We start from the raw sequence: 26,970 nt of genomic DNA, 5'->3' as shown, positions 1-26,970 counted from the left end.
AGCCACCGCGCCTGGCCCCCGGCTGCGGCTTCCGGCGGCACTGGCCACGTTGCCTGATCTGCCGAGTGCTGAGCCTGGCTCTCGGCTCCGTGCCTACCGGCTGCCCGCCCGCGCCCTCCGCTTCTTCTGCGGAACGCTTTTCGCGGCCATTTGGTTGCCCCGGGCCTCCGAGCAACTCGGCAGCCTCCACCAGCATCCCACATATCCCCAGCTCAACGCCCATCCCATCCCCAACCGCCCCCTCCTCCGACCGCAAACCCAACTCACCGAACCAAGCCCCCGCATGCACCCCGAACGGCCCCGCGCCCCAACCCGCCACCCACGAACCGCAACTCGAAGACCCCCTCCAAGCCCCGCATCCGCCGCTCACCGCGCCCCCGTCCCACACGCGCACCCGCCACCCACAACACTCGCCCACACCCCACACCCCACACCCCACGCCCCACGCCCCACGCCCTCCACACTCCCATCTTGACATGTCAAAAATGACACGTCATAAATGAACCATGACCAACACCACCACGCCCCGCACCTACCTCTCCGGCGCCCTGGCCCCCGTCGCCACCGAGCACACCGCCCTGGACCTCCGCGTCACCGGCAACCTCCCGCCGGAGCTCGACGGTCGCTACTTCCGCAACGGGCCCAATCCGCTTCCCGGCGCCGATCCCGGTCACTGGTTCACCGGGCAAGGCATGATCCACGGGGTTCGGCTGGGGAATGGGCGGGCGCAGTGGTATCGGAATCGGTGGGTTCGGACGCCGCGGTTTGCTGGGGAGGATCGGCCTTATGTTCGGGCGGATGGGAGTGTTGATCTCGCGGCGGTGAATGCCAATACGCATGTCATCCCGCATGCGGGGCGGATTCTGGCGTTGGTGGAGTCGGGGTTTCCGTATGAGCTGACGCCGGAGTTGGAGACGGTGGGGCCCTGCGACTTCGGGGGGCGGTTGACCACGGCCATGACCGCGCATCCCAAGGAGGACCCGGTTACCGGGGAGCTGCACTTCTTCGGGGTGGGCATGCGGCCGCCGTTCTTGACCTATCACGTGTTGTCGGCGGCCGGCGAGCTGGTGCGCAGTGTGCCGATCGACGTGCTGGGGCCGAGCATGATGCATGACTTCGCGATCACCGCGAACCACGTGTTGTGGCTGGATCTGCCGATGACGCTGGACCTCAACGTGGCCGGGGGTTTGCCGTTCCGGTGGCATGACGACTACCCGGCGCGGATTGGGGTCATGCCGCGCAATGGGAACAGTGCGGATGTGCGGTGGATCGAGATCGATCCCTGTTACGTCTTCCACGTGGCCAACGCGGCGGAGAACCCGGACGGCACCATCACCTTCGACGCGGTGCGCTACACCCCCGCCACCATCCAGCGGACCTGGCGCCGGATCGGCGGGCATGCCGACCTGACCGAGGCCCAGACCTCCGCGCCGACCTCGTTGCACCGGTGGGTGCTGGATCCGGTGCGGAGCACGGCGCGGGAGCAGGCGCTCGGGGACGAGTCAGTGGAGTTTCCGACCATCAACGAGGGGCTGACCGGGCTCGCGCACCGGTTCGTCTACACCGTGGGCGCGCAGCTGACCGGTGGTGGGCGGGGCATCGTCAAGTACGACCTGCGGGACGGGTCGACCGATCAGCACGAGCTCGCGGAGACCTGGCAGCCGGGTGAGGCGGTGTTTGTGCCAAGTGGGCACGGCGAATCCGAGGATGCCGGGTGGCTGTTGTCGGTGACCAGCAGCGAGACGGGCGCGGCCTCCGACCTGCTGGTGCTGGACGCCACCGACCTGGCGGCCGGGCCGGTGGCGACCGTGCACCTGCCCCACCGGGTGCCGGCCGGCTTCCACGGATCGTGGATCACCGACGCGGAACTGGCGGGTTGAGAACTCCGAGAGCGGCGGCTCCCCAGGGCCGCGGCGGGACCGGTCCCGGGGAGCTGCCACTCCCTCGCGTCTCCGCGAGGGTTTTTGGCGGCGGGGGTCCTCGGTGACCGGCCCCTAACTTGCCCGCAACACCGGGCGTCGTCAATAGGTCTAGACCAAATTCAGTCCATAGGCACAGCCGGGCTGTGCCTATGGACCAGCCACCCTGAGCTGACAGACTGCTGGCCATGGCAGACCGTAGGCCGCCCACGCTGGCACTTTCCGATCTGCACCGCAGGCACGGCAGCGGGCCTCGGAGTGTGCACGCGCTGCGCGGTGTCACCCTGACGGTCGAGCCTGGCCGGCTGGTCGCGGTGATGGGGCCGAGCGGGTCGGGCAAGTCCACCCTGCTGAACCTGGCCGGCGGACTGGACGTGCCGACCTCGGGCACCGTGACGGTGGACGGGCGCGACCTGGCCACGCTGCGCGCCGCTGAGCTGGCGGCGTTGCGGCGCAACACGATCGGCTACGTCTTCCAGGAGTACAACCTGGTGCCCGCGCTCACCGCGGCGGAGAACGTGGCACTGCCCAGGGAGCTGGACGGGGTGCCTGCCCGGACCGCGCGGGCCGAGGCGCGGGAGACGCTGACCCAGCTGGGCATCGCCGACATCGGTGACCTGTTCCCCGACCAGCTCTCCGGCGGGCAGCAGCAGCGCATCGCGATCGCCAGGGCGGTGGTCGGCCCGCGCAGGCTGATCCTGGCCGACGAGCCGACCGGAGCGCTGGACTCCGACAGTGGTGAGGCGGTGCTGCGGCTGCTGCGGGCGCGCTGCGACGCGGGTGCGGCCGGGGTGCTGGTCACCCACGAGGCCCGCCATGCGGCGTGGGCCGATCAGGTGATCTTCCTTCAGGACGGGCGACTGGTGGACGAAACGGGATACACGCTGGACCCGGAGTCCCTGCTCAGCTGAGTGGGGCGGTTTCGCGTGAGTGTCGTCACCCGTTCTGCCCTGTCCGGCCCTTCGCCAAGATCCCTAGGCTCGGCAGCAGTCGAGTGCTGGGGAGAGTTGTGGTGCCACACGGCAGGGTCGCGGCCATTGAGTGCGGCGCTGACTCGATCCAGCTGCTGGTCGCCGACCTGGCTGCCACCGACGGCACCGGCCTGACCGAGGTCACCAGGCGGTTCGAGCCGCTCAAGCCCGGCGACGAGGCGCTGCCCAGGGCGCGCGCGGTGCTGGCCGACTACGCCGAGGTGATCGCCGAGCTCCAGGTGCACAAGGTGCGGCTGTGCGGCACCGGCGCGGACGAGTCGCTGACCGCGATCGCGCTGGACACCCTCGGCGTCAAACCGGACACCCTGACCGCGGCCGAGTGCGCCGCGCTGGCCTTCGCCGGCGCGGTCGGCGACCTGCCGGGCGCGGGCCAGGTGACGCACCTGGTCGCCGACATCGGCAACCACAGCACCCAGCTGGCCCTCGGAGTGTCCACTGTGGACCGGATCGCCTCGGTCGACCTGGGCTGCGCGGCGCTGGCGGACCGCTACTTCCAGCACGATCCGCCGACCGGGGACGAGATCGAGCAGGCCAGGCAGGACATGACCTTCGTGGTCGACCACGCGCTGGCCGCGGTGCCGGGCTGGCGGACCGCCCGGTTGGTCGGGGTGTCGGAGTCGGTGGCCGGCATCGCCGCCTTCGTGCTCGGCGACCGGCCCGGTCCGGAGCAGCCGCTGCACCACGCGGTGATCACCGAGGAGGAGGTCACCGTGGCCACCGCCGAGCTGCTCACCATGCCGGCGGACACCCGGCGCGCGCTGGTCACGCCCTATCCGCACCTGGCCGACGTGCTGCCTGCCTGCGCGCTGGCGGTGCAGCTGCTCATGCAGCGCGCCGGTCAGCAGCGTCTGATCGTGAGCAGGCACGACATCCTGCACGGCCTGGCCCGGTACACAGGATGAGCCCGATCACCAGCAGCCACAGCTGGAACGGGTAGCCGGCCAGCCGTTCCATGCCGCCGGGGCCGAGCCCGAAGTGCAGCACCTGGGCCGAGTACTGCCCCGCGGTGAACAGCATCGAGGCGGTTACCGCGAGCCCGCCTGCCAGGCAGCCGAACACGCCGATCCACCGCGCCCAGTCCACCACGGCCAGGCTGACCAGGAAGATCGCGATCCCGCCGACTGGCAGGTTGAGCGCGGCCAGCGCGTGCCCGGTGCGGTTGATGTTCTCCGGCACCAGGCCGGTCAGCGCCTCCAGCGCGCCGGTGGCCAGCATCAGCGCGAAGGAGGCGGACCCGGCCCAGCCCTGCGGCCACAGCCCGCGCAGCAGCAGCGTGCCGCCGATGAGGCACAGCCCGGCCAGCACCAGCGTGGTGTTCATCAGCGGGTGCAGCGGCGAGCAGACGAACTCCGGTCCACCGTGCGGTTCGATGAACAGGCCGCAGCCGGTGTTGCCGAGATGGCCCACCAGGTCCTGGTACCAGGAGTAGGGCGGTTCCCAGGCCGCCGCGGTGATCAGCTGGCCGCCGACGCACAGCAGCGCCGAGCAGATCCACAGCAGCGCACCGAGGACGGCCATGGCACCCACTATGGCCGGTGCGCGCCATCCTGTGCGGGAGGCGCGTCACACTGGGCTCACTTCAGGTGGTTGGCGGCGGGTCGCCGAGGTGGGGCTCCAGCGCGGTCCTCGGTGCCCGCGAAGTCGGTGGCGCCGGCCACTGGCCCTCGGTCAGCAGCGCCCCCTCCTCACAACCGGACGCCCAGCTCGTTGGTGCGCACCGGCCCGCCGGTGACCAGGCTGCGGTTGGCCGCGAACCCGGTGAGCAGCGAGCGTGCCCCGGCCAGGTGGTCGGCGCGTTTGCCGGTGCTGTCCTCGGTTTCCGCGCCGAAGAGCGCCGCGCACAGCCTGCGGTCGGCACTGGCGTGTCCTTCCTCCGCGGACACCGGGACCTGCTGCGGCGGCTGCCAGAACCTGCGCACCCACAGGCTGGCGTGCGGCTGGCCGCCGGGATCGGCCTCCACCACCTCCAGTTCGGCCCGGCCCTTGCTGCCGTTGACCATCACCCGCACGCCCTCCCACGGGGCGTAGGCGGTCAGGTGGTAGGTCAGGGTGGCGCCGGAGCGGTAGCGGGCGAGCACCGCCAGATCGTCCTCAATGGACACTCCGGGGGCGAAGACGTCCTGGTCCCGCCGGTAGCCGTCCTCGTGCGCGGCCTCGTGGTAGAGCTCGCGCAGCCACGGGTCCTCGGTGAGGTCGAGCCGGAAGGCCGCCGGGTCCTGGCCGTGCCGGCGCAGGTTGTCGGGACCGTAGAAGAACAGCCGGCCCTGCGCGTAGACCTCGGCCGGTTCGGTGTCCAGCCACCAGTTGACCAGGTCGAAGTGGTGGGTGGCCTTGTGCACCAGCAGGCCGCCGGAGTTGGCCTTGTCCCGGTGCCAGCGGCGGAAGTAGTCCGCGCCGTGCCGGGTGTCCAGCAGCCACTCGAAGTGCACCGAGCCGACCTCGCCGATCTCCCCGGCCGCGATGATCTGCTTCAACCGCTCGAAGACCGGCTGGTAGCGGTAGTTGAAGGCGACCGTGACCGTGCGCCCGGTGTCCGCCACCGCGTCCAGGATGCGTTGGCAGCGTTCGGGATCGGTGGTCATCGGCTTCTCGGTGATGACATCGCGGCCCGCGCGCAGGGCGGCGGTGATGTACTCGTCGTGGGTGCGGTCCACCGTGGTGACCAGCACGGTGTCCACGGCCTCCCGGTCCAGCATGGCCAGGAAGTCCTCGGCCGGGTACTCCGGGACGGGGGCCGCGCCGAGCCCGGCGAGCCTCCGGTTGTGCGCGGCCATCCGGGTCCGGTTGACATCGGCCAGCGCGACCAGCTCGGCCGTGCCGGTGTGTTCGACGGTCAGGGCGCGCAGGAACACGGTGGCCCGGTTTCCGGTGCCGATGAGCGCGTAGCGCTTGTGGGTCAAGGGTTTCCTCACAGGTGGCAGGTGAGCAGGGGTTCGGCGAAGTCGCCTCGGTCGAACTGCACGCCGTCGCCGCCGTCGGTGATCACCAGCTTCAGGTAGCGGGCGCCGGTGAGGTCGGCGGACAGGGTCACGGCGTCGTCGCGCCAGGTGCGCAGGCCGCTGTCGGCGACCTTGCGGCCGTCGGCCCAGATCTCGAAGGTGGCCGAGCCGAGCTGCCGCTCGTCGCGCTCGTCGTCGATGCCGACGGTGGTGGTCAGGTTGGTGCAGCGGTTGTTCAGGTAGTAGGTGAGGGTGCTGGGCGCGTGCCCGCCGAGTCCCTTGGCGAAGCGCTTCCCGTTGATGGTCAGGGGTTTGCCGTCGCCGGGCCGGTAGCTGCCGTTGGACATGTCGCGTTCGACCGGGCCGTAGCCGCCGTGCTCCACGGCCGAGCGGACGTCGCCGAGGCTGCTGACCGTGCCGGGCACCATGGGCGGCACGATGAGCTGCTGCTCTCCGCCCAGGGTCACCTTGCGCGCACCGGCCCAGGCGAACTCCAGTCCATTGTGGAGCTTCGCTGGCCCGTCGGGTGTGGTGGCGGGCACGGTGACCTCGTAGACCGCGCGGACGGTTTCCCCGGTGCGCAGCAGCCAGCGGCGGTCCGTGCGCACCAGCCGGGCGTGCCACTTCGGCGGCACGGTCAAGGTGAGCTCGGGGTCGAAGACGGGTGTGCGGGCCAGGTTGGTGGCGGAGACGCCGACCTCGAAGGTGCGCCCGGCCGGGGTGAGGTTGGCCGGGATGCCGGGGATGGTGGTGGCCAGGTCGAGGCCGGTGGTGACCGCGGGCTGCTGCCAGCTCCAGTCCGCGCCGGTGGAGATGCGGTACATCACGGTGGCGTGCGGCGGAACCACCGCGGAGACCTCGCCCGCGGTCTGTAAGTCCTTGTGCTGCCACAGGTCCCGCGCCTTGTACCCGGCCCGCTTGGGCAGGCCGAGCTCGGTGGCGCTGGTGCTGATCCGGGCGGCCACCTCGGTCTCGTTGAACAGTGCGACCGCGGTGTCCCCGTTGGCCAGCGGCTTGGCGAAGATCCAGCGACCGTCCTGGTTGGACAGCACCCTGCCCTGCTTGCCCAGCTTGTCCTGGTCGACCGCGATGATCTCGCGGTTGTTCAGGATGTCGAAGGTGGCCGGGGTGACCTTGCGCAGGTCCGAGCCGATCAGCAGCGGGGCGGCCATGATGGACCAGAGGCTGAAGTGCGAGCGGTACTCGGTGTCGGTCATGCCGCCGTTGCCGACCTCCAGCATGTCCGGGTCGTTCCACCGGCCGGGCCCGGCGTGCTCGGCCAGCACGGCGTTGCGCTTCATGATGTCCATGGTCTTGGCCCAGGTGTCGGTGATGTCGCCGGTGGTGCGCCACAGGTGGCCGACCTCGGCTCCCCACTCCCACGGCTTGTTCTCACCCCACTCGCACAGCGAGTAGACGATCTTGCGGCCGGTCTTCTTGAGCGCGTCCCCCATCTTGGTGTAGCGCTCCAGCGCGGGACGGCCCTGGTTGTTGCAGTTGTCGTACTTGAGGTAGTCCACGCCCCAGTCGGCGAAGGTCTGCGCGTCGATCTCCTCGTGGTCCAGCGCGCCGGGCATGGTCTTGGCGCAGGTGAGGGTGCCCGCGCTGGTGTAGATGCCCAGTTTCAGGCCCTTGGCGTGCACGTAGTCGGCCAATGCCTTGATGCCGCTGGGAAAACGCTCGGGATGGTGGGTGAGCCGTTTGGTCACCGGGTCGCGGTCGGGTGCGGCCCAGCAGTCGTCGATGTTGACGTACTCGTAGCCGGAGTCCTTGAGTCCCTTGCTGATGAACAGGTCGGCGGTGTCCCTGATCAGCTTCTCGTCCACCGCGCATCCGGTGGCGTTCCAGTTGTTGAAGCCCATCGGCGGGGTGAGCGCCAGCCCGTCCGGCAGCGCAGCCGCCTGCTGCGGCAGCGCCACCAGGAGCCCGAGCACGGCGCCCGCCGCGCCGATCGAGGCGATCAGCTTGCGCGCCAACCTGTTCACCGCTACTCCCTTCCTGTCACTGGAGGATATATCCCTGGTAGCCACGGATGAGCTGGTAGCAGTCCTTCAGTCCCGCGCTTTCGATGCTGCGGTAGATGCCCCACTTGGGGCGCAGGTAGTTCTTGTCGCGCCACATGTCCACCGCGGTGGTCCGGTAGTCCTGCACCACCCGGCCGCCGTCCTTGATCACCCAGCGCACGTAGCCGCCGCTGTTGACCGCCTTGACCTCGAACTCGATGTCGATCCACTTGTTCTGCAACGGGGTCAGCGGCACCGGGGCGTGCACGGTGCCGGCGTCGTCGTCCCGCAGCGTGAGCATCTCGATCTTGGGGCCGTTGCGCTCGCGCAGGGTCATGGTGATCAGCGGTCCGCCCACGTCCTGCACCTTCATCTGGAAGATGTGGCTGAACCGGGTGGTGGCGGTGAGCGAGCTGGGGAGGTAGGCCTGGTAGGTGATTCGCCAGGTCTGGCCTTCCTGGATCTTGTGCAGGGTGTCGCCGGTGCGCATGCCCTTGGACTCGTTGCGCTGCCGGTCGGAGCCGTCGCGGTCCCTGGTGTGCATGTCGAAGCGCCAGTGGTCGGCCAGCGCGTGGATGTGCTTGACGCCCTGGTGCGAGCCGGCGCGGTCGTCCTCCAGGCCCTCGAAGGCGCGCAGCTTGTCGGTGGCGGGGTTCGGGTTCCAGCGCAGCACCCAGTCGGCCGGCCTGGGTTCCACCGCACTGGTGCGGGCCGGGGCGGCGGCGGCTTGCGGGGCGGCCAGTCCTCCGGCGGCCAGTGCGCCAAGGGCGCCGAGTCTCAGTGCGTTCCTGCGGTCTATCCGATGCGGTTGCTCGGACATGGAGCTCCCCTTCCTCAGTCGGGGTTGGTGGCTTTCTCCAATGTCACGGCGAACACGTGCGAACGGGGCTTCGCGCTGGCGGGCAAGGTGATCGCGCGCAGTCGCCGCGTCGGGTCGGCGGCGAGAACCTGGTGGAACACGGTGGCTCTGCGGTCCACGGGTCCGGTTCGGGTGTGGATCTGGTTGGTGCGCAACGGTTCGCTTTCCCCGAAGGCGGCCGGGGAGAGCCAGTCGGTGAGGGCGAGGCGGACCGGGGCGGTGCCGCCGTCGGTGTAGTGCAGGGTGGCCGTGGCGTCGGTGTTGCCGTTGTCGCTGGCGCCCAGCAGGTGCAGCTTCCGGTAGTTGCCCTCGGGCAGTTCGAGGGTCTGTCCGGCGGCGGTGACGTTGTTCCTGGTGCCTTCGTGGCCGTTGGTGAAGCGGAACGGCACGCCGTCGTTGCTGAGGGATCCGTTCTGCGGCAACGCGCCGGAGGGGTAGGTGCGGCCGGTGCCGTCGAAGTCGCCGTCGCCGAGGTAGAACTCGTTGGTGATGCCGTCGTTGGTGTAGAAGGGTTCCAGGTCCACGGTGACCATGTCGCCGCCGGGTGGCAGTGGCGGCAGGCCCCAAGGCGCGGCGGGGGTGGTGACCGTGACCGGGGCGATGGTGAGGTCGGGCCGGGCGCCGGCGGCGTGCACGATGACCTCCTGCCCGCGGCGCAGCTCGATCTCGATGGTGTCGGCGGCGCCCTGCTTGTACCGGTGCGGCCGGCCGTGCACATCGCGCACGGTGAGGCGGCCGGGGATGCCGGTGCGCACCCGGCAGGGTTCACCGGCCAGGCTGCGGATGCGCACGAACTCGGTCTTTCCGTTGCGGCGCACCGCGCTGACCAGGAACGCGCCCTCGGTGCGGAAGTCGTGCAGGGTGACCTCGTCCCATTCGCCCGGCACCGCGGGGAAGATCCGGATGATGCCGCCCCAGCTCTGGCAGAGCATGTCGTGCAGGGACTGCATGCCCGAGAGCGGGGTCTCGATGACCGGCCCGGCCTCGTAGTACATCGTGTTGGGTTGCAGGAAGCGGGCGACCAGCTCGCGCAGGTACTTCAGCGCGTCGTCACCACGACCGAACTGGCTGGCGATCGAGGCGGCGCCGGTGAAGCTGTAGCCGCGCAGCGCGCCCTCGAAGCTGATCCAGTGCTTCAACGAGCGGTCGATCAGCTCGCGGTGCTCGGGTTGTTCGGCGGTGACCAGGTAGAGCGGGTAGACCATGAGCAGGTGCGAGTAGTGCCGGTGCGACTTGGCGAACGGCACCCCCGCGCCGATCATGAAGCCGTTGCCGTCCACCGGGTAGTCGACCAGGGTGTCCAGCACCTCCCGCCAGCGCGGGGCCAGCGGATCGTGGATGCGCAGTAGCCGCACGGATTCCAGCAGGGTGGCGCAGCTCCAGCGGATCAGCGCCAGGTCGTAGTTGCAGTCCGGCGCGCTGCCGTACTCCGGGGAGAAGGTGGGCGGCAGGTGCAGCTTGCCGTCCGGGCCGGGGGCGAGGAAGTGCAGGTAGTAGTTCATCGCCTTGCGCAGCAACGGGTACAGCACCTCGCGCAGCACCCGTTCGTCCATGCTGTGCCGGTAGGTCAGCCACACGTTGTGCAGCAGCCAGGGCAGGTCGCCGACCTCGGGGTCCGGTGAGGTCTTGCCTGGCACGCCGACAAATCCGGCGTCGTCGAACTGGGCGTCGGTGCTGCGGCGCAGTCCGGCCGAGTCGTGCCGGTACTCCGGGCGCAGGCCGTCGACGAGGGTCTGCCGGTGGGTGGCCAGGGTGCGCGGGATCGGGTCCAGCTCGGGGTGGCCTGAGCCGTGCACGGGCCAGTACTGCAACTGGGCGTTGAGGTTCCACCACACCGAGGGCCAGGGCGTCGGCTCCAGCCAGGGCCCGGTGGTGGCCATCACCGGGCCGCTGGCGCGGGAGGCGCTGGCGAGCTTGTACAGCTGGATCCAGTAGAAGCTCTGCAGCAGACCGTCCGGAATGGACACAAAGCTGCGGCGATAGCAGTCCTGCCACCAGTTTCGGTGCTCGCGCAGCAGCTCGTCCTCACCGGTGAGCGCGGCGCGGCGCACGGTGGTGCGGGCGAACTGCTCGGCGGTGGTGTCCGGGTAGGTGTGCGCGACCGAGAGCAGCAGGGTGGTCTCGTTGCGCCCCTTGGCCTTGCGGTAGGCGGTGGCGGTCTGGCCACCGGCCACCATGGGCTGCACGACCAGGTTCACCTCACCCGAGGTGCGGAGCTCAGGGGCCGGGTTGCGGGTGAAGTCCTTGGGTGGGTCCTCGCGGATGGTGCGCGGGCTGATCGCCTCGGCCGGGTGGAAGGCGAGGGTGAAGTCCCGTTCGCCCGCGCTGGGACGCACCGAGATCCGCAGCAGCGCGCGGACGCTGTGCACGATCGCGCGGATCTCCAGGCTGCCGCGGTCGGTGGTGATGGTGCCACGCAACTCGGCCTGCCATAGGTCCAGCCGTAGGTCCACGCCGGTGATGGCGCCGACCGGGGTGAGCAGCAGCCTGCCGACCGGCAACCTGGCCACGCCCCACTCGTTGCCGAAGCTGGGCCTGTGGTCCTGGACCTGGCTGTGGTCGACGGTGAAGCGCAGCGCGTTGGCGCCGGGTTCGCGGTAGACGCTGGTGGCCAGGAAACCGTTGCCCAGGAACGGACCCTCGTACCAGGTACGCGGCAGCCGGGCCCAGCGCAGGTCCTGCGCGCCGAGGAACTCCGCCCAGGCCGCCTCGGTGCGCATCCGGTCGCGCAGCCCGCCCCCGGCGGCCTCGACCAACTCGGTGGCCATGGCCTGCCCGCTCAGCGGCCCGGCCAGCGATCCGGCGAGTGAGCCGGCCACCGCCGCGCCCAGGAAGCCCCTGCGGGAGATGCCCGCGGTCCACTCGTCCATCAGCACCTCGTCCGTACGTGGCAACTCATACACACGTTGCTCAAAGATCGGATGTGTGGCCGATCCGAGCGTAGGACTGGCCAAAACCACCGTCAACCTGTCACTCCGGCCACCCTGAGGGAAGGACAGCAACTTCTGACCCTTGACAGGCTCCCCCACCCCCGGTGTGCTGGACGAACCGCCACCGCCTCGCCGCCACCGTTCGCCATGAGATCGGATGATTACCTTTACATCGAGAGGTGGACGACGTGATCACGACAACCCGCGCCCGCGGGCTGGTGCTCGGCCTGCTGCTGGCCATGACCACCGCGCTGGGCACCCCGGCGGCCGTCGCCGCGCCCGCGCCGGAGGACTGGTCGAAGGCGGTGGTGGACTCGACCATGCAGCGCTACACCCCCGCCACGCTGGGCGGCTGGAGCTACACCCGGGGGCTGTACCTGTACGGCCAGTACCTGGTCTACAAGCGCACCGGGGAGAAGAAGTACTTCGACTACCTCAAGGCGTGGGTGGACCGCTTCGTCAACGCCAACGGCGAGATCAGCAACAACTTCACCAACCTGGACGCGATGCGCTCGGCCACCCTGCTGGTCATCCTGCACGCCGAGACCGGGCAGGCGAAGTACAAGAAGGCGGCGGACAAGCTGCGCAACCGGTTCCCGGCCTACCCGAGGACCAGGGACGGCGGCATGTTCCACGCGGTCGGCAAGGTGGGCCAGCTGTGGGCGGACGGGGTGTACATGGCCCAGCCGTTCATCGCCAGTTACGCCAAGCAGTACGACGAGACCTACGGTTACGACGAGGCCGTCCGCAACCTGGCCGCCTACTTCAAGAACCTCAAACGCGACAACGGCTTGCTCTGGCACGCCTATGACGAGGACGGCTCCGAGCCGTGGGCGAACAACCCCGGCAGGCACTCCGCCGAGCACTGGGCCCGGGCCATCGGCTGGTTCGGCATGACCGCCATCGACATCCTGGAAGTGTTGCCCGCCAACCATCCCCGCCGCGCCGAGGTGATCGCCATGGTGCAACACCTGGCCCGCGGCTACCAGCGCTACCAGGACACGGCCACCGGACGCTGGTTCCAGGTGGTGGACAAGCCGACCGCGAGCGGCAACTGGACGGAGACCTCCGCCTCGGCGATGTACACCTTCATGATCTCGCGCGGGGTGGAGCGCGGGTACCTGGACGCGAGCTTCAGCGCGGTGAGCCGCAAGGGGTACCAGGGCGTGCTGGCGAAGGCGAGTGTTGGGTCGGACGGGCTGACCAATGTGCGGGACATCAGCGAGGGGACGAACGTCGGGGACCTGTCGTACTACTTGAAGCGACCGCGGAACACGAACGACTTCCACGGGCTGGGCGCGTTCCTGATCATGAACGAGCAGCTCCGCAAGACCGGGGCGTGAGCTCAGGTGTCGGGCGCGCGCGGGGTCTCGATCTCGCGCGCGTCCCGGCGCAGCTCGACGGTGCAGCCGATGGCGCGGCCCATTCGGGCGACGATGCGGACGCGGTGCTCGGGCAGGAACCTGCCGACCACGTAGAGGAAGCCGAGAACGGCACCGGCGAGGATGGATACGAGGGCGACGAGTAGCCACAGGTCCGCGGCGTGCTCCAGGCTCGACCAGCCTGAGCATCCGGTCGTTGCTCGAGTAGCACCGTGTGTGTAGTCCCGAACTCACAGCGGTGTTGGCCGAAGCTTTGCGGCAACGTGACTTGTCCGCACACTCCGCCCGCACTCCCTGGGATAGCGTCATCGCTCTGGGTAGTCGAGCATGCAGGGGGCGTGATGACCGGCGCGAGCATCGCGATCAGCGGCATCGGGGCCGAGCAGTTGCGGGACCTGGCCGTCTGGTTGCGCGGCGAGGACGAGCTGCGCGGCCGGGTCGAGCTGCTCGACGCCCCGGTGCGGCCCGGCGAGCTGGGCGCGGAGCTGGATGCCGTGGTGGTGCTGGTGACCAGTGGGACGGCGACGGTGCTGGTGCGGTCGTTGTTCGGGTGGCTGGGTCGGCGGACCGAGACGCGGCGGGTGACGCTGAAGGTGCGGGCCGAGGGGCGTGAGGTGACCTTGCAGGCGGGGTCGGCGGATGAGGCGCGGGCCGTGCTGGCGGAGGTGCGCAAGGTGCTGGACGGCGAGGTCTAGGTGCACCGGCCGCCGGAGCGCCGGTTGTCCCGGGCGGTGCTGATCGGCACCAGCGACTACCTGCACGCCGAGGAGCTGCCGCCGCTGCCCGCCGTCGGCAACAACCTCGCCGACCTGCGCCGGGCGCTGACCGATCCGGACACCGGCATCCTGGACCGCGGCCAGTGCACGGTGATCGACACCCCGGACTCCCCCGCCAGTCTGCTGGACCGGCTGGCCGCGGTGGCGGGGCAGGCCGAGGACCTGTTGCTGGTCTACTACGCGGGGCACGGGATCCGGCATCCGGTCAAGGAGCGGTTGTTCCTGGGGGTGCGGCAGACGAGTCAGCGCAGCCTGTGGGGTACCGGGGTGCCGTTCGACTCGGTCAGGGAGATCATCGAGGGCTCGCCGGCGCGGACCCGGTTGCTGTTGCTGGACTGCTGTTACTCGGGGCTCGCGGTGAGCACGATGTCCACGGCCGGGGTGGACATCCAGGAGGTGGACGTGCGGGGGACGGCGGTGATCGCGTCCTCGCCGCGCAACGAGCGGTCGCACTCGCCGGTGGGTGAGGCGCACACCGCGTTCACCGGGGAGGTGATCCGGCTGCTGCAGGACGGGTCGCCGTTGCGGGACGCGCCGTTGACGGTGCAGCAGTTGTTCCGGTCGGTGTCGGCGGCGCTGGCTCGGCGGGAGCTGCCGCGGCCGAAGGGGAGCTTGGGGGACACCAGCGGGGATCTGTTGCTGCGGCGGGAATCCAGGGGGCCGGGCGTGAAAGTGGTGGAGCCCGGGATGCGGGTCGCGGCGGAGCCGGTGCGGCCGGATGCGGAAGCGACCGAGCCCTCGGGGCGGGTCGCGCCGGAGCTGACCTGGCCGGGGCTGGCGGTGGTGGCCGCGAAGCGGGAACCGGTGGCCGGGACCAAGCCGGTCCAGCCAGTTCAGCCGGTGCCGTACGTGCCGCCGGGGCCGCCCTCCGTCGAGTACCTGCGTGGCCGCCCCATGCCCACCTCCTACTTCCTCCGCGTCTTCGGCTCCGCGCTGACCACCGCCCTGCTCTGGCTGCTGTTCGCCTACCTGAGCGGCCAGGGTGCCGGCGTGCTGTTGCAGGCGGGCCTGGCGGGGTCGCTCTCACCGCTCGGGCTGGCGATGCTGCTCGTGGGGTTGATGTTCGGGCTGGTGCTGCGGTTCCGGTACCGGGTGCGGTTGTTGCGCGGGCCGCGGTGGCCCCGGTTGACCCAGGTGCGGCCTCGGCTGGCGCTGGGGCTCTACCGGGCGGCGAACGTGCTCGTCTGGGCCGCGTTGCCCGCGCTGGCGGTGGCGGCCTACGCCGTCGTGGTGAACACCGGCGTGATCAACTACGGCTTCCACTTCCTGGCGGTGGAGGCGATCGTGGGCGACCTCTACCTGATGCGCAGGCTCAACGAGCTCAGCTGGTGACGGGTCAGGCCTCGCGTTGTTCCGGCAGGCGGACGGCGGCCTCCGCGGCCTCCACCCGGTCGCGGCCGCTTTCCTTCGCCCGGTACAGCGCGGCGTCGGTGGCGGCGACCAGGCTGTCCAGGTCCGGGCCGTGATCCGGGGAGATGCCCAGGCCGACGGAGGTGGTGCGGTCGTCGATGATGACCACGTGGCCGCCTCGGCGGTGCGTGGTGGGGACCTGCATGTCGCGGACCCTGGCGCGGATGCGCTCGGCCACGGTGTGCGCTTCCAGGCGGCTGACCTCGGGCAGCAGCACGATGAACTCCTCGCCGCCCCATCGGCCGACCAGGTCGCCCGCGCGGGTGCTCTCGCGCAGGACCTCGGCCACCGCGCGCAGCACGTCGTCGCCTGCCACGTGGCCGTAGGTGTCGTTGATCGACTTGAAGTGGTCCAGGTCCAGCATGAGCAGCGCGGCCTGGTGGTCGGCGCGGACCAGGGTGCGGTTGGCGCGGTCCAGCCAGCCCCTGCGGTTGAGCAGGCCGGTGAGGGCGTCGGTGGAGGCGTCCCGCTCCAACTGGCGCAGCAGCGCGATCCGGTTCAGCACGGCGGCGACCGGGACCAGGGCGAAGGCCAGGAACGGGTTGTGGATCAGCACCACGGCGGCGACCGCGCCCAGGGCCACGGTCATGGCCTCCAGGGCGTTGTCCGGGGCGGTGCCGAACAGCTCGGTCAGGTCCGGCTTGGGGGTGCTCAGCGCGATCACGCCGGCGACCACGAGCAGCTGGGTCAGGCCGTAGCTGAACCCGGCGGCCGCGGTGGTGCCGGCCTCGGCGAGCATGGTCAGCGGGTGGGCGCTGGTCCAGGCGGGAGTGCCGAGCAGGTCGAGCACCTCGTGCGCGGACAGCGCGGCGAGCAGGATGCTGCTGGTGCTGAAGGCGAACCGGAACAGCGGGCGGCGCGCGATGAGGTAACGCTGCGTGCGAATGGCGATGACGACCAATGCCATTAGCGGCACCGGCAACAGCAGAACCGCGGGCAGCGTCCAGATACTCGTAAGATCAATATGTGGCCCTGGGGTGCTGCCCCGGCGTTGTTCCTCGGTGCGCCGGGACAGGTGCACGTGCGCTCCGCCACAGGCGATGAGGACTAGACAAGTCAGCCATTCCCGGCCCGCGGGCGCGTCCATGGCCAGCGCGGATGTGACTAGAGCAGTCAGCAGCACCGCCTCGACTACCAGCAGATAAACGATTACTCGCCGAGGCAGCGACCACAGCGCCCATTTACTCGGGCGAATTCGTGCGAACGATTCCCGCTTCTTCGTTTGGCCGGTGTGCGACTGACCCCCCACACTGTTCATACCTCTATCCCGTGTGCCCGGCACACGGGTGTCGTGTAGCTGCGGCCTGAGCGTGGCGCTGACCTCCCGGGGAGGTGGTCTCCGTGTCCGACCGCGACTGGTGAAGGTCATGGCCGTCCCCTTTCGCCCGCACCCACCGCAGCCGACCGGAGGTGATTCCCGTGACTGACCGCGACTGGTGACTCTCGCTTGGTTTGTCGGCGCCGCAGCCCGGCGTCGTTACACCGGTGTACCCCGTTTTGCACTCCGTGTGACCGGCATCCGCTGAGTCTCACACCCATGACGGACTCACCGGACCCTCCTGACGCGACCGTCGCCATGCCCACGCGGCCGGAACCGCCAGGACCAGGCCAACGGCCCCTGCCAGGGTAACCGTCGTGCTCGGGCTTCCGACCAGCTCTGTGGTCACACCGCCCGCCACCACGCCCAGACCCTGCACCACGCGGAGCCCGGTGCGAGCCACGCCATAGGCCGCGCCCCGGTCCGCGTCCGGCACCGCGGCCATGAACTCGGCCGCCGCCGTGACCTGGTACGCGGCCAGCGCGCCCGAGATCGCGAGCAGCACGAGCGCGCCCGCCAGGCCCACCCCGGCGAAGCCGAGCAGGGCCGCGACCGAGCCGACCGCGAACACCCCGAGCAGCCGGAGCCGGGTCTCGGTGCTGGTCCAGCGGGTGAGCAGGAAGGTGCTCAGCGCGTACGCGGCCGGATCCACCGCGAGCAGCCAGCCCACCGCGGCCGGTCCCGCGCCGTACTCCAGGGCCAGTGGCGCGGCCAGTCCCTCCGGCACCACCGCGATCCCGGCCAGCCAGGACAGCCCGAGCAGCGCGCGCAGCCGCCTGCTCCGCCACACCACCCGCACCCCTGAGGTGCTCTTGACCTCGGCGGCGACCGTCTCGCGGGCCGCGGGCCGGTGCTTGACGCCGAGCTGGACGAGCAGCGCGACCATGGCGAAGGTGACCGCGTCGATGGCCAGCGCGAGATGTGGTCCGAGCAGGCCGACCGCGAGGCCGCCGCCGGCCAGGCCGAGCAGCATGGCCGCGTTCGCGGTGATCTGCCGCAGCGCCTGTCCGGCCTGGTAGACCTCGCCGGTGAGCACCACCGGCACGGTGGCCGCCTGGGCCGCGGCGAACGGGGCCTGGGCGAGCTGGACCAGCACCAGCAGGCTGGCGACCAGCCACAGCGGCATGCCGGGCACGGCCATCAGACCGACCAGCAGCGCTTGGGCTAGCGAGGTGTGCACCATCACCGGGCGCCGGGGGTAGCGGTCGGCCAGCCAGGACAGCAGTGGACCGGCGACCAGCTGGGGCAGCATGGTCAGCGCGTAGGCGCCCGCGGTGAGCAGGGCCGAGCCGGTGCGCTCGAAGACCAGCAGTGAGAGCGCGACCTTGGCCAGCTGGTCTCCCACCACCGACTGGAGCTCCGCGAGCCACAGCGCACGGAACTCGGCGATTCCGAACGCCGCGATGAACCCGCCCTGCCGCGACACATCGAACACCCTAGAAGCGCACGAAAGCGCACGCTTGTCTCCAGGCAGGTCCTACCGGAAAAGAGCAACACAGGGTGCTTGCCGGTGACGGTGGGTGTGGGAAACGGCCACTGTGCGCTGGCCCATCGGTCGGATTTGGCTAGGCACGGTCGCTGCGGGTAAACGTGAGGTATGAGCGAGAACGCGGTGGAGTTCTACTGGCGGCCGGGCTGCGGCTTCTGCATGAGCCTGGAGCGGGCGCTGAACCAGGCCGGGCTGCCGTATCGCAAGGTCAACATCTGGGAGGACCCGGAGGCGGCGGCGCGGGTGCGCTCGGTGGCCAACGGCAACGAGGTGGTGCCCACGGTGTTCGTCGGACCGGCCGCGATGGTCAACCCGAGCATCGGCCAGGTCACCGCCGCGGTCCGCGAGCACGCGCCAGAGCTGCTGCCGCAGGCATGACCGACTGGGAGCCGCTGGCGGGCAGGCTCGCGCACGAGGCGCTGGCCGAGGGCGCCCCGACGGCCTGGTTCGACCGGCTCTACCGGGCCGGCGCGGACGGCGGGGTGGACATGCCCTGGGACCGCCAGGCCCCGCAGCCGCTGCTGGCCGCCTGGGCCGCCGGGAACGGGCTGTCCGGGGCCGGCTCGCCGAAGGCCGGGCAGGCTGAGGCCGGGAAGCGGGCGGTCGTGGTCGGCTGCGGGCTGGGCGCGGACGCGGAGTTCCTGGCCGGGCTGGGCTTCGCCACCACCGGCTTCGACATCTCCGAGACCGCGATCCGGACCAACCGGGAGCGCCGCCCGGACTCGCCGGTGCACTACACCACCGCGGACCTGTTCGCGCTGCCACCGGAGTGGCGCCGGGCCTTCGACCTGGTGGTGGAGATCTTCACCGTGCAGGCCCTGCCCCGTGAGCTGCGCGCGGGCGCGGTGGCCGGGGTGCGCGAGCTGGTCGCCCCCGGCGGCACGCTGCTGGTGATCGCCCGGTTCGCCGAGCGGCCGCCCGCCGAGGCCGAGGGGCCGCCGTGGCCGCTGGTGCGCGCCGACCTGGCTCTCTTCACCGCCGATGACCTGCGGGAACGCCGGGTGGAGCGGGCCGAGGACACCGGCAGGCCGAGCCGGGGCAGCTGCTGGGTCGCGGAGTTCGAGCGCCCGAGGTAGCTGTTCACCTACCCGCCGCGATGGTGAACGTTCGCTTCGCTAGCGTTGTCGCGCCAGATTATGGGCATAACCCACAGGACAGCGTCGTCCCGCGACAACTCACCCTGGAGCAGCCATGCGGCCGTGGCCCGGCCACGCCTATCCCCTCGGCGCGTCCTATGACGGCGCGGGGACCAACTTCACCCTCTTCTCCGAGGTCGCCGAGCGGGTCGAGCTCTGCCTGTTCGACGAGGACGGCACGGAGACCCGGGTGCGCATGCCCGAGGTCGACGGCTTCGTCTGGCACGGCTACCTGCCCGGCGTCGGACCCGGCCAGCGGTACGGCTATCGGGTACATGGACCACACGATCCGGCGAACGGTCTGCGGTGCAACCCGAACAAGCTGTTGCTGGACCCCTACGCCAAGGCCGTGGACGGGCAGATCGACTGGGACGAGTCCCTGTTCGGGTACCGCTTCGACGACCACGAGGAGCGCAACGACCTCGACTCGGCGCCGCACGTGCCCAAGTCGGTGGTGATCAACCCGTTCTTCGACTGGAACAGCGACCGGCCGCCGCGCACCCCGTACAGCCAGACGGTGATCTACGAGGCGCACGTGCGCGGGCTGACCATCCAGCACCCGGAGGTCCCGCACGAGCTGCGCGGCACCTACGCGGGGCTGGCGCACCCGGTGATGATCGAGTACTTCCGGGAGCTGGGCGTCACCGCGGTGGAGCTGATGCCGGTGCACCAGTTCATCACCGACCACCACCTGGCCGAGCGCGGGCTGAGCAACTACTGGGGCTACAACACCGTCGCCTTCTTCGCCCCGCACGACGGCTACGCCGCGATCACCTCGCAGGGCAACCAGGTGCAGGAGTTCAAGGCGATGGTGCGGGCGCTGCACGAGGCCGGGATCGAGGTGATCCTGGACGTGGTCTACAACCACACCGCCGAGGGCAACCACCTCGGGCCGACGCTGTCGCTGCGCGGTATCGACAACGCCGCCTACTACCGGCTGGTGGAGGACGAGCCGCAGCACTACATGGACTACACCGGCACCGGGAACTCGCTCAACGCGCGCAACCCGCACACCCTGCAGCTGATCATGGACTCGCTGCGGTACTGGGTGACCGAGATGCGGGTGGACGGCTTCCGGTTCGACCTGGCCTCCACGCTGGCCCGCGAGTTCTACGACGTGGACAAGCTGAGCGCGTTCTTCGACATCGTGCAGCAGGACCCGATCATCAGCCAGGTCAAGCTGATCGCCGAGCCGTGGGACGTCGGGCCCGGCGGCTACCAGGTCGGCAACTTCCCGCCACTGTGGACGGAGTGGAACGGCAAGTACCGGGACACCGTGCGCGACTTCTGGCGCGGCGAACCGGCCACCCTCGGCGAGTTCGCCTCGCGGATCACCGGATCCTCCGACCTGTACCAGGACGACGGCCGCCGCCCGTACGCCTCGATCAACTTCGTCACCGCGCACGACGGGTTCACCCTCAACGACCTGGTCTCCTACAACGACAAGCACAACGAGGCCAACGGCGAGGACGGCCGGGACGGGCACGACGACAACCGGTCCTGGAACTGCGGGGCCGAGGGGCCGACCGACAACCCGGAGATCAACGAGCTGCGGGCCCGGCAGCGGCGCAACTTCATCGCCACCCTGTTCCTGGCCCAGGGCGTGCCGATGCTCTCCCACGGCGACGAGCTGGGCCGCACCCAGCACGGCAACAACAACGCCTACTGCCAGGACAACGAGCTGTCCTGGGTGGACTGGTCGCTGCTGGAGTCCAATGTGGACCTGCTGAACTTCACCAGGGCCACCGCGCGGCTGCGCAGGGAGCACCCGGTGTTCCGGCGGCGGCGGTTCTTCCGCGGCAGGCCGGTGCGCAAGGGCGAGGAGCTGCGCGACATCGCCTGGTTCACCCCGGCCGGTGAGGAGATGACCGAACAGGACTGGGAATCCGGGTTCGGGCGCTGCATCATGGTCTTCCTCAACGGTGACGGCATCACCGACCTGGACGCCAGGGGCGAACGGGTCACCGACGACTCGTTCCTGCTCTGCTTCAACGCCCACGACGGGGAGATGGAGCTGACCGTGCCCAACTCGGACTACGGCCAGGAGTGGGCGGTCGTGCTCGACACCGCCACCGGTGAGGCACTGGCCGGCTCCGGCGGCGGTGTGGTGACCGGGGTGATCGCAGGCGTCACACCCACCCAGGCCCGCACGGTCCGCGGCGGGGAGACGATCAAGGTCGTCGACCGGTCGCTGCTCGTCCTCCAGCGCACCGACTGACCAGCTCACACACCACACGGGGGCTACTGCCGATGACCACGCCCAGCTCGACCTACCGGTTGCAGCTCAACGCGGAGACCACCTTCGCCGCGGCGGCCGACCTGGCCGACTACCTGGCCGAGCTGGGCGCGGGGGCGCTGTACGCCTCCCCCGTGCTGCAGGCCGCCCCCGGTTCCACGCACGGCTACGACGTGGTCGACCCGACCCAGCCCTCGGCGGCGCTGGGCGGGCCGGACGGGCGGGCCGCGTTGAGCACCAGGCTCGGCCAGCGCGGGCTGGGGCTGGTGCTCGACATCGTGCCCAACCACATGGGGGTGGCCGACGCCGCGGCCAACCCGTGGTGGTGGGACGTGCTCAAGCTTGGGCAGTCCTCGCCGTGCGCGCACTACTTCGACGTGGAGTGGTCGCACGGGCCGCTGTTGATCCCGGTGCTGGCCGATGACGAGGCGGCGCTGGACGAGCTGCAGATCAAGGAGGACTGCCTGGTCTACGGCGACCTGCGGTTCCCGCTGGCGCCGGGCACCGAGGAGGGCTCGCCGCGGGTGGTGCACGAGCGGCAGCACTACCGGCTGGTGGACTGGCGGCGGGCCTCCACTGAGCTGAACTACCGGCGGTTCTTCGACATCAACGAGCTGGCCGCGGTGCGGGTGGAGGACGAGGAGGTCTTCCAGGCCACCCACGGCGAGCTGCTGCGCTGGGTGTCCGCGGGGCAGGTGACCGGGTTGCGGATCGACCACCCGGACGGTCTCACCGATCCCGGCCGCTACCTGCGGCGGCTGCGCGCGGCCGCGCCGGAGGTGTGGCTGGTGGTGGAGAAGATCCTCGGCGTGGACGAGGCGCTGCCGACCTCCTGGCCGGTGGCGGGCACGACGGGCTATGACGCGCTGCGGGAGATCTGCGGGGTGTTCGTGGATCCCAAGGGCGAGCCGGTGTTCACCAGGCTGGCGGCGGAGCTGGGTGTGCCGGTGCAGGTGCACGAGGTGGAGCGCGGCTGCCGTCGCCGGGCCGCGGGCACCATCCTGGCCGCGGAGGTGCGGCGGATCGCCCGGCTGCTGCCGGAGTTCGAGGCCGCCCGCGCGGAGGCCGGGATCGCCGAGCTGCTGTCCTCGTTCCGGGTGTACCGCAGCTATCTGCCGGAGGGGCGCGGGCCGCTGTGCGCGGCGCTGGCCGCGGCGAGCATGGCCCGGCCGGACCTCTCCGACGTGATCAGCCTGGTGGGTCAGCGGATGCTCACCGATCCGGAGTGCGAGCTGACCCAGCGGGTGCAGCAGACCTCGGGCATGGTGATGGCCAAGGGCGTTGAGGACACCGCGTTCTACCGGTGCACCCGGTTCGCCGCGCTGAACGAGGTGGGCGGGGCGCTGGACCGGTTCGGGGTGTCCGTGGCCGAGCTGCACTTCCGCAACGCCGCGCGCGAGGCGGGCTGGCCTGCCACCATGACCACGCTGTCCACCCACGACACCAAGCGTTCGGAGGACGTGCGGGCCCGGCTGGCGGTGCTGGCCGAGGTGCGGGACGAGTTCGCCGGTGCGGTGCGCCGGTGGACCGACCGGGCCGGGCTGCCCGAGCCCTCACTGAACCTACTGGCCTGGCAGACCCTGGTGGGGGCCTGGCCGATCAGCCCGGAGCGGATGCGCGAGTACCTGGCGAAGGCGGCCAAGGAAGCCAAGGTCGCCACCTCCTGGACCGACCCGGACGCCGAGTTCGACGCGGTGGTGGCGGCCTGGCCGGAGCGGGTGCTGGCCGACACCGAGCTGGCCGCGGACGTGGCCGCCTTCGCCCAGGCGATCCGGGCGCACGGCTGGTCGAACTCGTTGGGGCAGAAGCTGGTCCAGCTGGCCGGGCCGGGCGTGCCGGATGTGTACCAGGGCACCGAGCTGTGGGACTTCTCCCTGGTGGACCCGGACAACCGGCGGCCGGTGGACTTCGCCGCGCGGCGGAACCTGTTGGCGCGCATCGACTCCGGCTGGCTGCCGGAGGTGGACGAGCTGGGCGCGGCCAAGCTGCTGCTGACCTCGCGGGTGCTGCGGCTGCGGCGGGACCGGCCGGAGCTGTTCACCGGCTACCGCCCGCTGGATGCCGAAGGCCCGTCGGCTGAGCACGCGCTGGTGTTCGCGCGCGGGGCGCAGCTGAACCTGGTGGCGGTGGCGACCCGGTTGCCGGTGGGGCTGGGCGCGGCAGGCGGCTGGCGGTCCACGGTGCTACCACTGCCGATCGGCGAGGGCTCGTGGACGGACGCGCTGACCGGCCGCGAGGTCTCCGGCTGCCCCCGGCTGGCCGAGCTGCTGTCCCCGTACCCGGTGGCGCTGCTGGTGCGGTCATGAGCGGGTTCAGCGTCTGGGCGCCGAAGTCCGAGCGGGTCCGCCTGCGCCTCGACGGCGCCGAGCACGACCTGCGCCGCCACCAGGACGGCTGGTGGCGACCGGCGGAACCGTTGTCCGGCAACGACTACGGCTTCCTGCTCGACGACGACCCGGCCGTGCTGCCCGATCCGCGCTCACTGCGCCAGCCGGATGGCGTGCACGGGCTGTCCAGGGTCTACCGGCACGACTTCGCCTGGACCGACCAGAGCTGGACCGGCCGGGCGCTGCCGGGTTCGGTGATCTACGAGCTGCACATCGGCACCTTCACCCCCGGCCGCACCTTCGACGCCGCGATCGAGCGCCTGGACCACCTGGTGGAGCTGGGCGTGGACTTCGTGGAGGTGATGCCGGTCAACTCCTTCGACGGCCCGCACGGCTGGGGCTACGACGGGGTGCTCTGGTACGCCGCGCAGGAGTCCTACGGCGGCCCGGACGGTTTCAAGCGGTTCGTGGACGCCTGCCACGGCAAGGGCCTTGGCGTCATCCTGGACGTGGTCTACAACCACCTGGGCCCGTCCGGGGCCTACCTGGACCGGTTCGGCCCGTACTTCGCCGGCGAGACGATCTGGGGTCCGACGCTCAACCTGGACGGCCCGGACTCCGGCGAGGTCCGCCGCTACGTCATCGACAACGCGGTGTCCTGGCTGCGCGACTTCCACGTGGACGGCCTGCGCCTGGACGCGGTGCACGCCCTGTCCGACCGCCGCGCCACCCACCTGCTGGAGGAGCTCGCGGTCGAGGTGGAGTCGCTGTCCGCGCACCTGCGCCGCCCGCTGACCCTGATCGCCGAGTCCGACCTCAACGACGCCCGCCTGGTCACCCCACGCGAGGCAGGCGGCCTTGGCCTGCACGCGCAGTGGGCCGACGACATCCACCACTGCCTGCACACCACCCTCACCGGCGAACGCCAGGGCTACTACGCCGACTTCGGTTCCCTGGAGTCCCTGGCCCGCACCCTGCGCGAAGCCTTCTTCCACAACGGCACCTGGTCCTCCTTCCGCGGCCGCACCCACGGCCGCCCGATCGACCCGCACCGCCAGTCCGGCCACCGCTTCCTGGCCTACCTGCAAAACCACGACCAGATCGGCAACCGAGCCACCGGCGACCGCCTCTCGGCGACCCTGTCCCCCGGCCTGCTGGCCTGCGGCGCGGCCCTGGTCCTCTGCGGCCCGTACACCCCCATGCTGTTCATGGGTGAGGAATGGGGCGCCCGCACCCCCTGGCAGTTCTTCGCCACCTTCCCCGACCCAGCCCTGGCCGAAGCGGTCCGCACCGGCCGCCGCCGCGAGTTCGCCGACCACGGCTGGTCCGCCGAGGACGTCCCGGACCCCATGGCCCCAGAAACCCTGGAACAGTCCACAGTGGACTGGTCGGAGCCGGCCCGCCCGGCACACGCACAGCTGCTCACCCTGTACCGCGACCTGATCCGCCTGCGTCGCGAGCAGCCCGAGCTGTCCGACCCGCGCCTGGACCGCCTGCGGGTCGACTACGACGAACAGGCCCGCTGGCTGGTCATGCACCGGGGCGAGCTCCGCGTGGCGGTGAACCTGGCCGCCACCGAAGCCCAGCTCCCCTACCCGGCCAGCACCGTCCTGCTCTCCTCCGCCCCGGTCCGCCCCGCCGAATCCCTCACCCTCCCGCCGGAGTCCTTCGCCGTGTTCCGCTGACCTCACCTCGCGCTCAGCGCGGCTAACCTGCCGATCATGAGGATGATCGCCGTTCCCCCGGGCCGGGTGGTCCTGACCGACCGGCGAACCCAGCGCAGCCGGCCGGTGGGCCTGCTCCCCTACCGGCTCGCCGCGTTCCCGGTCACCCAGGCCCAGTACGCGGCCACCATCGGCCGGCGCTCCGGCGCCGGCCAAGGCGACCACCCGGTGGAATCCGTGTCCTGGCACGACGCGATCACCTTCTGCAACACCCTGTCCCGCCAGGAGAACCTGACCCCGGCCTACCACCCCACCGGCGAAACCACCCAGTGGGACCGGACCGCCGACGGCTATCGCCTCCCCACCGAAGCCGAATGGGAACACGCCTGCCGAGCAGGCACCACAACTCCCCGCTATGGCGACCTGGACGACATCGCCTGGTACCGCGAAAACTCCGGAGAACAAATCCACAACGTGGGCGAAAAAGAACCCAATGCCTGGGGCCTGCACGACATGCTCGGCAATGTCTGGGAGTGGTGCTGGGACCTGTACGACCCGGAGGCCTACGGCACCTACCGGGTGCTGAAGGGCGGCGGCTGGCTGGACGAGCGCTGGAGCGTCCGGGCCGGAGTGAGAAGGAAAAGCCACCCCACCTACGCCATCGACGACGTCGGATTCAGACTGGCGCGAAACCTCGGCTGACGCGCCTCAGCTCAGCTGCACGCGGTCGGCCAGACCGGCGGCGGTGAAGGCGGCCTCCAGTTCCTCGCGGCCCTCGGTGAAGTGGGCCCAGCTGTCGAAGTGGACGGGCACCACGCGGCGGGCGCCGAGGATCTGGGCGGCCTCGGCGGCCTGGGCGCTGTCCAGGACGAGCACTCCGCCGTCGAAGATCCCGGCGAAGCGGGGCGCGCCGGCGAAGAGGATCGCGGTGTCGATGGGGGCGAAGCGTTCGGCGATCTCCCTGACGGCGTCGAGGGAGGCGTTGTCGCCGCTGACGTAGACGGTGGGCAGGTCCTCGCCGGTCAGGACGAACCCGATGACCTGTCCGGTGATCGGTTCGACTTCGTCGCGGGCGCCGGGCCCGTGGACGGCGGGAACGGCGGTCACGGTGAGCGTGCCGCCGCCGGGGCGGTCCAGCTCGATGGACTCCCAGTCGGCCAGCCCCTTGGCCCGCCGGCCGAGGCGTTCGCCGCCGCCGGTGGTGGTGAGGGTGAGCGGGATGTCGGCGAGCAGCGCGCGGCCGGCGTGGTCGAGGTTGTCCTCGTGTTCGTCGTGGGAGAGCAGGACGACGTCGACGGGACCGAGCTCGGCCGGGGTGCCGGTGGCGGGGGCGGTCTTGGTCAGGACCGGGACGCCGGGGGGTGCCGGGTAGGAGCGGGGAGCGTCGAAGGTCGGGTCGGTCAGAAAGCGCAGGCCACCGTACTCGAACAGGGCCGTGGGGCCACCGAAGACGCGGACGGGGAACTGCGTGGTCGCAGGAGAAGCAGACACCAAAACCTCACGGATAGATTTGCTTGAACCGTGACTCGACTATAAACAGGCATCACGGATGAGGGCAAGCTCAACCGTGAGTCACGTTTGGGAGCAGGT

General features: G+C 70.7%; 21 protein-coding genes. 12 read left to right on the top strand and 9 right to left on the bottom strand.

Annotated elements, in window-relative coordinates:
• Positions 1-506 precede the first annotated feature (506 nt).
• From M8C13_RS37745 to M8C13_RS37735, 3 genes are all read left to right on the top strand, one after another.
• Positions 507-1,880: a carotenoid oxygenase family protein gene (locus M8C13_RS37745; RefSeq protein ID WP_252485599.1), complete on the top strand. Its 1,374-nt coding sequence runs from the start codon at positions 507-509 to the stop codon at positions 1,878-1,880.
• A gap of 227 nt (positions 1,881-2,107) precedes the next feature.
• On the top strand, positions 2,108-2,830 hold the full coding sequence (locus tag M8C13_RS37740) for an ABC transporter ATP-binding protein (RefSeq protein ID WP_252485598.1): 723 nt from the start codon (positions 2,108-2,110) through the stop codon (positions 2,828-2,830).
• Positions 2,831-2,931: 101 nt separating this feature from the next.
• Positions 2,932-3,813, top strand: a complete 882-nt coding sequence (locus tag M8C13_RS37735) for a hypothetical protein (protein WP_252485597.1) — start codon at positions 2,932-2,934, stop codon at positions 3,811-3,813.
• Here M8C13_RS37735 and M8C13_RS37730 read toward each other — a convergent pair.
• From M8C13_RS37730 to M8C13_RS37710, 5 genes are all read right to left on the bottom strand, one after another.
• Positions 3,734-4,429, bottom strand: a complete 696-nt coding sequence (locus M8C13_RS37730; protein WP_252485596.1) for a DUF998 domain-containing protein — start codon at positions 4,427-4,429, stop codon at positions 3,734-3,736. The genes M8C13_RS37735 and M8C13_RS37730 overlap by 80 nt on opposite strands.
• Positions 4,430-4,596: 167 nt before the next feature.
• Positions 4,597-5,823, bottom strand: coding sequence for a Gfo/Idh/MocA family protein (locus tag M8C13_RS37725; protein WP_252485595.1), 1,227 nt, complete (start codon positions 5,821-5,823; stop codon positions 4,597-4,599).
• Complete coding sequence (locus tag M8C13_RS37720; RefSeq protein ID WP_252485594.1) at positions 5,820-7,835, bottom strand: NPCBM/NEW2 domain-containing protein; 2,016 nt, start codon at positions 7,833-7,835, stop codon at positions 5,820-5,822. Before M8C13_RS37720 ends, M8C13_RS37725 begins: the two co-directional genes overlap by 4 nt.
• 16 nt (positions 7,836-7,851) lie before the next feature.
• Positions 7,852-8,673 (bottom strand): polysaccharide lyase, encoded by an 822-nt coding sequence (locus M8C13_RS37715; protein WP_252485593.1) that lies wholly within the window; start codon positions 8,671-8,673, stop codon positions 7,852-7,854.
• 14 nt (positions 8,674-8,687) lie between these two features.
• Positions 8,688-11,582, bottom strand: a complete 2,895-nt coding sequence (locus M8C13_RS37710) for a glycoside hydrolase family 95-like protein (protein ID WP_308202898.1) — start codon at positions 11,580-11,582, stop codon at positions 8,688-8,690.
• Between the two features lie 299 nt (positions 11,583-11,881).
• Here M8C13_RS37710 and M8C13_RS37705 point away from each other — a divergent pair, with 299 nt between their 5' ends.
• Positions 11,882-12,985 (top strand): glycoside hydrolase family 105 protein, encoded by a 1,104-nt coding sequence (locus tag M8C13_RS37705; protein WP_252485602.1) that lies wholly within the window; start codon positions 11,882-11,884, stop codon positions 12,983-12,985.
• 2 nt (positions 12,986-12,987) lie between these two features.
• On the opposite strand, the gene M8C13_RS44865 is transcribed toward M8C13_RS37705, so the two are convergent.
• Positions 12,988-13,116, bottom strand: coding sequence for a hypothetical protein (locus tag M8C13_RS44865; RefSeq protein WP_256510367.1), 129 nt, complete (start codon positions 13,114-13,116; stop codon positions 12,988-12,990).
• Between the two features lie 249 nt (positions 13,117-13,365).
• On the opposite strand from M8C13_RS44865, the gene M8C13_RS37700 reads away from it, so the two are divergent.
• Together M8C13_RS37700 and M8C13_RS37695 are read left to right on the top strand one after the other, a co-directional pair.
• Complete coding sequence (locus M8C13_RS37700) at positions 13,366-13,719, top strand: hypothetical protein (RefSeq protein WP_252485591.1); 354 nt, start codon at positions 13,366-13,368, stop codon at positions 13,717-13,719.
• Positions 13,720-15,132: a caspase domain-containing protein gene (locus M8C13_RS37695; protein WP_252485590.1), complete on the top strand. Its 1,413-nt coding sequence runs from the start codon at positions 13,720-13,722 to the stop codon at positions 15,130-15,132.
• A gap of 4 nt (positions 15,133-15,136) precedes the next feature.
• Here the strand turns inward: M8C13_RS37695 and M8C13_RS37690 are convergent, their stop codons facing one another.
• Both M8C13_RS37690 and M8C13_RS37685 read right to left on the bottom strand, forming a co-directional pair.
• The gene (locus tag M8C13_RS37690; RefSeq protein WP_252485589.1) at positions 15,137-16,117 is read right to left on the bottom strand and encodes a GGDEF domain-containing protein; all 981 of its coding nucleotides are present in this window, start codon (positions 16,115-16,117) and stop codon (positions 15,137-15,139) included.
• A 622-nt stretch (positions 16,118-16,739) separates the two neighbouring features.
• The gene (locus tag M8C13_RS37685) at positions 16,740-17,963 is read right to left on the bottom strand and encodes an MFS transporter (RefSeq protein WP_252485588.1); all 1,224 of its coding nucleotides are present in this window, start codon (positions 17,961-17,963) and stop codon (positions 16,740-16,742) included.
• Between the two features lie 162 nt (positions 17,964-18,125).
• Here M8C13_RS37685 and M8C13_RS37680 point away from each other — a divergent pair, with 162 nt between their 5' ends.
• The 6 genes from M8C13_RS37680 (at position 18,126) to M8C13_RS37655 (ending at position 26,082) form a co-directional block, all read left to right on the top strand.
• On the top strand, positions 18,126-18,395 hold the full coding sequence (locus tag M8C13_RS37680) for a glutaredoxin domain-containing protein (protein ID WP_252485587.1): 270 nt from the start codon (positions 18,126-18,128) through the stop codon (positions 18,393-18,395).
• Complete coding sequence (locus M8C13_RS37675; RefSeq protein ID WP_252485586.1) at positions 18,392-19,093, top strand: bifunctional 2-polyprenyl-6-hydroxyphenol methylase/3-demethylubiquinol 3-O-methyltransferase UbiG; 702 nt, start codon at positions 18,392-18,394, stop codon at positions 19,091-19,093. The genes M8C13_RS37680 and M8C13_RS37675 overlap by 4 nt, the downstream gene beginning before the upstream one ends.
• A 115-nt stretch (positions 19,094-19,208) precedes the next feature.
• Complete coding sequence (gene glgX / locus M8C13_RS37670) at positions 19,209-21,371, top strand: glycogen debranching protein GlgX (RefSeq protein WP_252485585.1); 2,163 nt, start codon at positions 19,209-19,211, stop codon at positions 21,369-21,371.
• A 32-nt stretch (positions 21,372-21,403) separates the two neighbouring features.
• The gene (treY, locus tag M8C13_RS37665; protein ID WP_252485584.1) at positions 21,404-23,695 is read left to right on the top strand and encodes a malto-oligosyltrehalose synthase; all 2,292 of its coding nucleotides are present in this window, start codon (positions 21,404-21,406) and stop codon (positions 23,693-23,695) included.
• Positions 23,692-25,401: a malto-oligosyltrehalose trehalohydrolase gene (gene treZ, locus M8C13_RS37660; RefSeq protein ID WP_252485583.1), complete on the top strand. Its 1,710-nt coding sequence runs from the start codon at positions 23,692-23,694 to the stop codon at positions 25,399-25,401. The genes treY and treZ overlap by 4 nt, the downstream gene beginning before the upstream one ends.
• A 36-nt stretch (positions 25,402-25,437) precedes the next feature.
• Positions 25,438-26,082, top strand: a complete 645-nt coding sequence (locus tag M8C13_RS37655; protein ID WP_252485582.1) for a formylglycine-generating enzyme family protein — start codon at positions 25,438-25,440, stop codon at positions 26,080-26,082.
• A 6-nt stretch (positions 26,083-26,088) separates the two neighbouring features.
• Here M8C13_RS37655 and M8C13_RS37650 read toward each other — a convergent pair whose 3' ends face one another.
• Positions 26,089-26,871, bottom strand: coding sequence for an MBL fold metallo-hydrolase (locus M8C13_RS37650; protein WP_252485581.1), 783 nt, complete (start codon positions 26,869-26,871; stop codon positions 26,089-26,091).
• Positions 26,872-26,970: the final 99 nt, after the last annotated feature.

It is taken from the genome of Crossiella sp. SN42 (genome assembly GCF_023897065.1).
GTDB lineage: Bacteria > Actinomycetota > Actinomycetes > Mycobacteriales > Pseudonocardiaceae > Crossiella.
This window is presented reverse-complemented; position numbering and strand designations above follow the sequence as displayed.